The following is a 6216-nucleotide window of genomic DNA, read 5'->3' as shown; positions in this document are numbered from 1 at the left end:
CTCATGATAGGTCAGCGTGGAATGCGCCGGCGTGCCGCGCGCGAAGACGCGCCAGTTGTCGCGGCCAGTGGCCGGCATGCCGCAATTGGTCACGATCCGGCTTGGACCCGACGACAGCTCGAACGAGAGGCAGCCGGCATGCGCATCATGGCTGACATTGGGCGGCGGCGGCGGGCCGGTGTCCATGATCACCGTCATCGCGCCGGCATCGAGCCGCTGATAGCCGGTATGCGGCATGTTCGCCATCGGCGCGCCATGGGTGTCGTCATAGGCGAGCAGCGTCGCCAACAGATCGGATGGCGCGCTGCTCATGCCGTTGAACAACGCGAAGCTTCCATCGCCATGGCGGAAAAAGCGCAGCATCGGCATCATGCGGTCGATCGCATTCAGCAGCGCCGGCGGCGGGGCGATATTTCTTGCGGCGAAAGTCTGCCGCAGCGGCAGCAGGTCGATCAGCAGCTCGATCAGCGCGCCGGGGTTGCGCGAGATGTGGCCGCCGTCGGGCAGAATCTGCCGCTGCAATTCGTCGGACAGTCTTCGCGTGGCGGTGCGGATGTGGCGCGCCTGGTTGGCGAGGCAGAGCGAGGCGTAGCACAGCGCGATCAGCACCTGCAGCCGCGGCACGCCGTCTGGAATGTCCAGCATCGTGTAGCGCAGGAAGCGGATCTCGCGGGTGAGACCGCGCAAGTAGCGGCGATAGAATTTGCCGTCGGTATCGCCGAGCACCAGAGGTGCCTGCGACAGCAGCGAGATCACGCGCCGCGCCAGCACGTCGGCGCGGCGGCCGATCGCGCGCTTGCGGTTGGGATTGGAAATCCAGTCGTCGACCAGCGAGCGGGCATTGGCGCGGGTGATCGCGGTATCGGCGGCGCGCAAGTGGCGCAGCCATCCGAAGCCGAGCAGGTTGACTTCCCAGTCTTCCGACGGCGGCTCGAGGTCGAACACCGAGCGGCCGTGACAGGTGACGATCTTGCCGGCGAACACGAAGCGGCCGGCATAGACCTCGGCGGCGCGGGTCGCGTCCGCGGTGCGCAAATCGTGCGGCGCGATGATCAGCCGGTCGGTGCGTCCCGGCCATAGCCGCGACAATGCCACCGAGCCCCCGCTGGCGCGCGCCATCGCGCTCCGCGCGAAGCGGCCCATGATCAGCGTCGAAATACGTCTGCGTTGAGCGACCGACACGCGCGCCTTTAGGACTAAGGATCCTGGGATTTGAGGATTCGCTTGCGAATCCTTTTAACTTGAGGAGGATTCTCTGCGAATCCTTATTAATCCGGAAACGCGGTCAAGGCACCATTCGAATGGGGCGAATCTGCAAATTGGCCTGCAAATATCAGGATTTAACCAGCCGCGCCGCATAGAAGCCGTCGAGCCCGCCAAGCCGCGGGTCGGCGTGCGGCAGATGGCAGGGCAGGGTGCGCAGGTCGCCTTCGGGGGTGAGGATTTCGCCCAATCCGGCCACCTCGCCGGCCTCGATGGGCGCGCGGCGCAGTCCCTGTTCGGCTGATAGCAGGGCGGCGATGGCCTGCTCGCCCTCTTCCGGCTCCAGCGAACAGGTGCAGTAGACCAGCGTGCCGCCGGGTTTCAGCAGCGCGGCCGCCTTTTGCAGCAGGCGTTTTTGCAGCGCCGTCAGCGCGCCGATATCGAATTCCTGCCGCAGCCACGCCACGTCGGGATGGCGGCGGATGGTGCCGGTGGAGGCGCAGGGCGCATCGACCAGCACGCCGTCGAAGGTTGCAGAGGTCTGATCGTCGCCCGGCCATTCGGTCGCATCCGCCACGACCGTCTGCGCCTGCAGCCCGAGCCGCGCAAGATTGTCGCGCAGTCGCGCCACGCGATTGGGCGAACGGTCGATCGCGGTGACATTTGCGCCGGCCTGCACCAGCTGCGCGGTCTTGCCACCCGGCGCCGCGCACAGATCCGCGATCGCTTTTCCTGCGACATCGCCGAACAGCCGCGCCGGCAACGCCGCGGCGGCGTCCTGCACCCACCAGTGTCCTTCGGCAAAGCCCGGCAGCATGGTCACCGATCCCTGCAGCAGCGTGCGCACGGTGCCGGTCGGCAGCTCTTCGCCGTGCAGCCGCGCCGCCCACTGCGCCGCGTCGGATTTTACGGTCAGGTCGAGGGAGGGCTCGTGGCCGATGGCCGTCGCTATTTCTTTCGCGGTTGATTCGCCGTAATGCGCGGCCCAGCGCGCCATCAGCCACGGCGGCACGTCCAGCGTCTGCGCGGCGACCTCGTCGATCAGCGGCTGGCCCTCGCGCGCGCAGCGGCGCAGCACCGCGTTGACGAGGCCGGCGTATTTCGCCGCGCGGCGGTCCGACTGCACGAGGCGCACCGACAGGTCGACCGCGGCGTGATCGGGCACGTCCATCCACAGGATTTGCGCGGCGCCGATCAACAGCGCGCTCTGCGCGCGCGGCGCGTCGGTCGGAATGCCGCGGTCGAGCAGCCGGGACAGCACGTGGCCGAGCGTTCCCAGCCGCCGCAGGATGGTCGCCACCAGCCGCCGCATCAAAGCGCGGTCGCGGTCGCTGAGGGTTTTCAGCCCGGGATGGGCGGCGGCGCCATCGAGCTGGTCGTCGAGGGTACGGCGCTTGTGCAGCACGCCGTCCAGAATATCCGCCGCGATCCGCCGCGCCGCGAGGCCGGGCACCTCGGTGGGGGGTGCGAATCGTACAGGAGGCATGAAGGTGCGAACGTGCTTTCGAAATAACGGACGATGGCGCAGCCGCGGGGCGGCGCGCCGTCGGGAGAGGAAATCATGTGTGGCACGGGAATATGCCAAATGTAAGAATCGCCCTGGCAATTTCACGGTTTGAGCCTGATCTATGTACTGACGTTCGCGTGAGGCGAGCCACCTTGGACTCTTCAAGATGCGGAATCCTTGAGATGAAAGACGATTCCTCTCAGCCCCCAACAGCACCGCCGCGCAAACCCTTGCCGCCCGCGGCCCAGCGCGCGCTGGCCGAAGCCGAGGCCCGCCGCGCCGCCGCCGCACAGGCGGCGCCTGCGCCGGCGGCCAAGGAGTCCGGAGGACCGAAGGGCCCGGAGCCGACCCGCTACGGCGACTGGGAAAACAAGGGGATCGCGTCGGATTTCTAGCCGTCATTCCGGGATGCGCCTCTTGGCGCAGGCCCGGAATCCATAACCCCCGTATTCGTGCTCAGCATAAAAACTTCATCACAGGGAGTATGGATTCCGGGCCTGCGCCAAGAGGCGCATCCCGGAATGACGGTGGTAAGTGCCCAACAAAAAGCCGCGCATCAGCGCGGCTCTTTGCAGTCTCAAATCTCGATGCCGCCGATCAGCGCGTCACCACCACCGGGGTTCCGACCGAAACCCGCTGGTAGAGGTCGGTGATATCCGCGTTCAGCATCCGGATGCAGCCGTAGGAGACAAAACCGCCGACCGAGCCCGGCGCATTGGTGCCGTGGATGGCATATTCGCCGCCGGACAGCGTCATCGCGGCGACGCCCATCGGGTTGCGCGGCGAGCCGCCGGGAATGACGCTCGGCATCGACGGCTTGTCGCGCCTGACTTCGGCGGGCGGCGACCATGCCGGGTTGGTGTATTTGCCGTCGATGCGGGTAGTGCCGGCCCATTGCTTGCCGGCGCGGCCGACGCCGACCGGATAGCGCACCGCGCGGCCCTGATCGACCACCAGATACAGCCGGCGCTCGTTGGTCTTCACCACGATGGTCCCCGGCGAATAGTCGCCCCTGAAACCCACCACATCCGGCCGCGCCTGGGCCGCATCGACCGTCAACAGGCCCGCCGCAACCGTGGCTGCCAGCGCCATCGCAATCTTCAACGACATCAAACTCTCCAGTTCCTCGGCCGCCCGACCAAAGCGACCTAATTCCCCGCACACCTAGAAGGCGCGGGTGCGCAATCTTTGCCCACGCATTTTCGACCGCGGGTCTTAACCAAGAGGTTTCAGCCAGCGCCCCGGACCAATGCCGTGGGCCTCACAGAAGAAAAAGTTCGGATCAAAGTAAATGACTTGAAAACAACACTCGTCCGGAAACGACCGGGGAGCGGCTGGGCACGTCACAATATTGTTGATAGGCCGCGATCGCGGCTGAACCGGGGGCCGCTTGAATGGGACTAAGCTATCGAACCCGCTCGTTGAGTCCCTTCAGTCCAATGTCCGTCTCCCGCCGCCGTTTCCTCGCCAGCAGTACCGCGCTCGCGGTGTTGCCGCTCGCATCCCGCAAATCCTACCCGGCAGTCCGGCGCGCTCCCTCGGCGCCCTTCATGCTGGACGACGCGAGCCGGCTCAATGCCACGCCGATCAACAGGCAGGCGATTCTCACGTCATCCGAGGACGGCAGGCTGCTGCGCGAATTGCGCGCCACCCTGGGAGAGGCGGCCACCGAAGGCCGGCCCATCGCGGTTGGAGGCGCCCGGCATTCCATGGGCGGACAGAGCCTGCCGCGCAACGGCATCGCCGCGTCGTTTGCCGCGGCGGCGGTCGAACCCGATACCGCGCGCGGGATTTACCGCGTCAGCGCCGGGGCGCGCTGGCGCGACCTCATCCGCGTGCTCGATCCGATCGGCTTTTCCCCTGCGGTCACGCAGTCCAATCACGATTTCAGCATCGGCGGCACCTTGAGCGTCAACGCCCATGGCTGGCCGGTGCCGTTCGCACCGTTCGGCGGCACCGTGCAGCGCTTCCGCATCATGTTGGCGGATGGCTCGGTGCTGACGTGCTCGAAATCGGAGAACCCCGAATTGTTTCGGCTCGCGGTCGGCGGCTACGGTCTGTTCGGAATCGTGATCGACGCCGAGCTTGCGATGGTGGAGAACAGCCTGCTGACGCCGGGTTCGGAGTTGATGAAAGCCGAGGCGTTTGCGCCGCGCTTCGTGGCGCGCGCCAACGATCCATCGCTGCGCATGCTGTATGGCCGGCTGTCGGTCGCGCGCGTGGGTTTTTTGCAGGCGGCGCTGCTGGTCGGCTACAGGCCGGCGCCGCAGCAGCCCGAGCGCCTGCCGCCGCCGAAAAAATCCTCGACTTACACGTTGGTGTCGCGCGGCGTGTTTCGTGCCCAGACCGGCTCCGAGCGCGGCAAGCAGGCGCGCTGGATCGCCGAAACCCGGCTGATGCCGCGGCTCGGTCAGGCCGCCGTTACGCGCAACACCCTGCTGGATATGCCGGTGGTGGCGCTCGAGGACCGCGATTCCACCCGCACCGATATTCTGCACGAATATTTCGTGGCCCCGGATCGCTTCAATGATTTCCTGGCCGCCTGCCGCGAGGTGATTCCGGCGCACCGCCAGGATCTGCTCAATGTGACGCTGCGCTATGTCGACGCCGATTCGTCGAGCGTGCTGGCCTACGCGCCGCAGCCCCGGATCGCCGCCGTGATGCTGTTCGTGCAGAAACGGACGGCGGAGGCCGACGCCGACATGCGGGCGATGACGGTCAAGCTGATCGATCGCGTCGCCGCGCTCGGCGGCAGCTACTATCTGCCCTATCGGCTGCATGCGACGCCCGAACAGATGCGGGCCGCCTATCCGCGCCTCGACGAGTTCATCGCGGCAAAGCGGCGCTACGATCCGCAACTGCGGTTTCGCAACGCGCTGTGGGACACCTATCTGGCGTGAGCGCTGGAGCATGATGGTTCTAACTCGAATCGCCACGACACTCAGCGCACCTCTCCCCGCAGGGGAGAGGTCGCCGCGCATCGACAGATGCGCGGCGGGTGAGGGGACTTTCCGCGAGGCCGAGTGCGTGGAAAGACGCCTCACCCGAAGCCTGCGCTGCGCTCCGGCTTCGACCTCTCCCCTCCGGGGAGAGGCGAGAAAGAGCCGCTTCAACCTAAATTCATCACGCGCTAGCTGGCTTTCGTCCGCTTTTTACCCGGCGCAGCCGGCGGCGGAGTTTCTTTCTTGCAGGCGCCGTCATGGTCGAGCTGCACCTTGACGCGCTGGCGTTCGCAGTCATTGGGGTAGGTCTTGCCGTTGCAACCGCACACCGGCCTGGACACGCGCATGCAGAAGGAAGGCGCCTTTTCGCATTTGCCCGCTGCATCCGCGACGCTGCATTGACCCGCTTGTTTCCGGCACCACAGCGCCGAATTGCAGGTGATCGCGTCCTTGCCGCCGCACGCTTCGTCGAGATTTGCCGCGGTGGCGCCGACTGAAGCGAGAGTCGCGCCCAATGCCAGCGCAAACGCCGCAACGGTAAGATGACGGAGCCGTGTTCGCATG

General features: G+C 66.4%; 6 protein-coding genes. 2 read left to right on the top strand and 4 right to left on the bottom strand.

Translation table 11 applies throughout. The features are described from left to right. Both VGP39_RS15365 and VGP39_RS15360 read right to left on the bottom strand, forming a co-directional pair. Positions 1-1143, bottom strand: a 1143-nt coding sequence (locus tag VGP39_RS15365; protein ID WP_327568959.1) for a heparinase II/III family protein, incomplete at its 3' end; no start/stop codon positions are given. A gap of 190 nt (positions 1144-1333) precedes the next feature. Further along, on the bottom strand, positions 1334-2689 hold the full coding sequence (locus tag VGP39_RS15360) for an RsmB/NOP family class I SAM-dependent RNA methyltransferase (RefSeq protein WP_327568958.1): 1356 nt from the start codon (positions 2687-2689) through the stop codon (positions 1334-1336). Between the two features lie 203 nt (positions 2690-2892). Here VGP39_RS15360 and VGP39_RS15355 point away from each other — a divergent pair, with 203 nt between their 5' ends. After that, entirely contained in the window at positions 2893-3105 is a 213-nt protein-coding gene (locus VGP39_RS15355) for a DUF1674 domain-containing protein (RefSeq protein WP_327568957.1), read from the top strand. A 202-nt stretch (positions 3106-3307) separates the two neighbouring features. Here the strand turns inward: VGP39_RS15355 and VGP39_RS15350 are convergent, their stop codons facing one another. After that, a complete protein-coding gene (locus tag VGP39_RS15350; RefSeq protein ID WP_327568956.1) occupies positions 3308-3820 on the bottom strand; it encodes a L,D-transpeptidase in 513 nt (170 codons plus the stop codon). Positions 3821-4260: 440 nt separating this feature from the next. Between VGP39_RS15350 and VGP39_RS15345 the strand changes: the two genes are divergently transcribed. Continuing rightward, positions 4261-5610, top strand: coding sequence for an FAD-binding oxidoreductase (locus tag VGP39_RS15345; RefSeq protein ID WP_327568955.1), 1350 nt, complete (start codon positions 4261-4263; stop codon positions 5608-5610). 230 nt (positions 5611-5840) lie between these two features. Here VGP39_RS15345 and VGP39_RS15340 read toward each other — a convergent pair whose 3' ends face one another. Further along, on the bottom strand, positions 5841-6215 hold the full coding sequence (locus VGP39_RS15340; RefSeq protein ID WP_327568954.1) for a Kazal-type serine protease inhibitor family protein: 375 nt from the start codon (positions 6213-6215) through the stop codon (positions 5841-5843). Position 6216 lies beyond the last annotated feature (1 nt).

The sequence above is a fragment of the Bradyrhizobium sp. genome (assembly GCF_036009065.1).
Lineage (GTDB): Bacteria > Pseudomonadota > Alphaproteobacteria > Rhizobiales > Xanthobacteraceae > Bradyrhizobium.
This window is presented reverse-complemented; position numbering and strand designations above follow the sequence as displayed.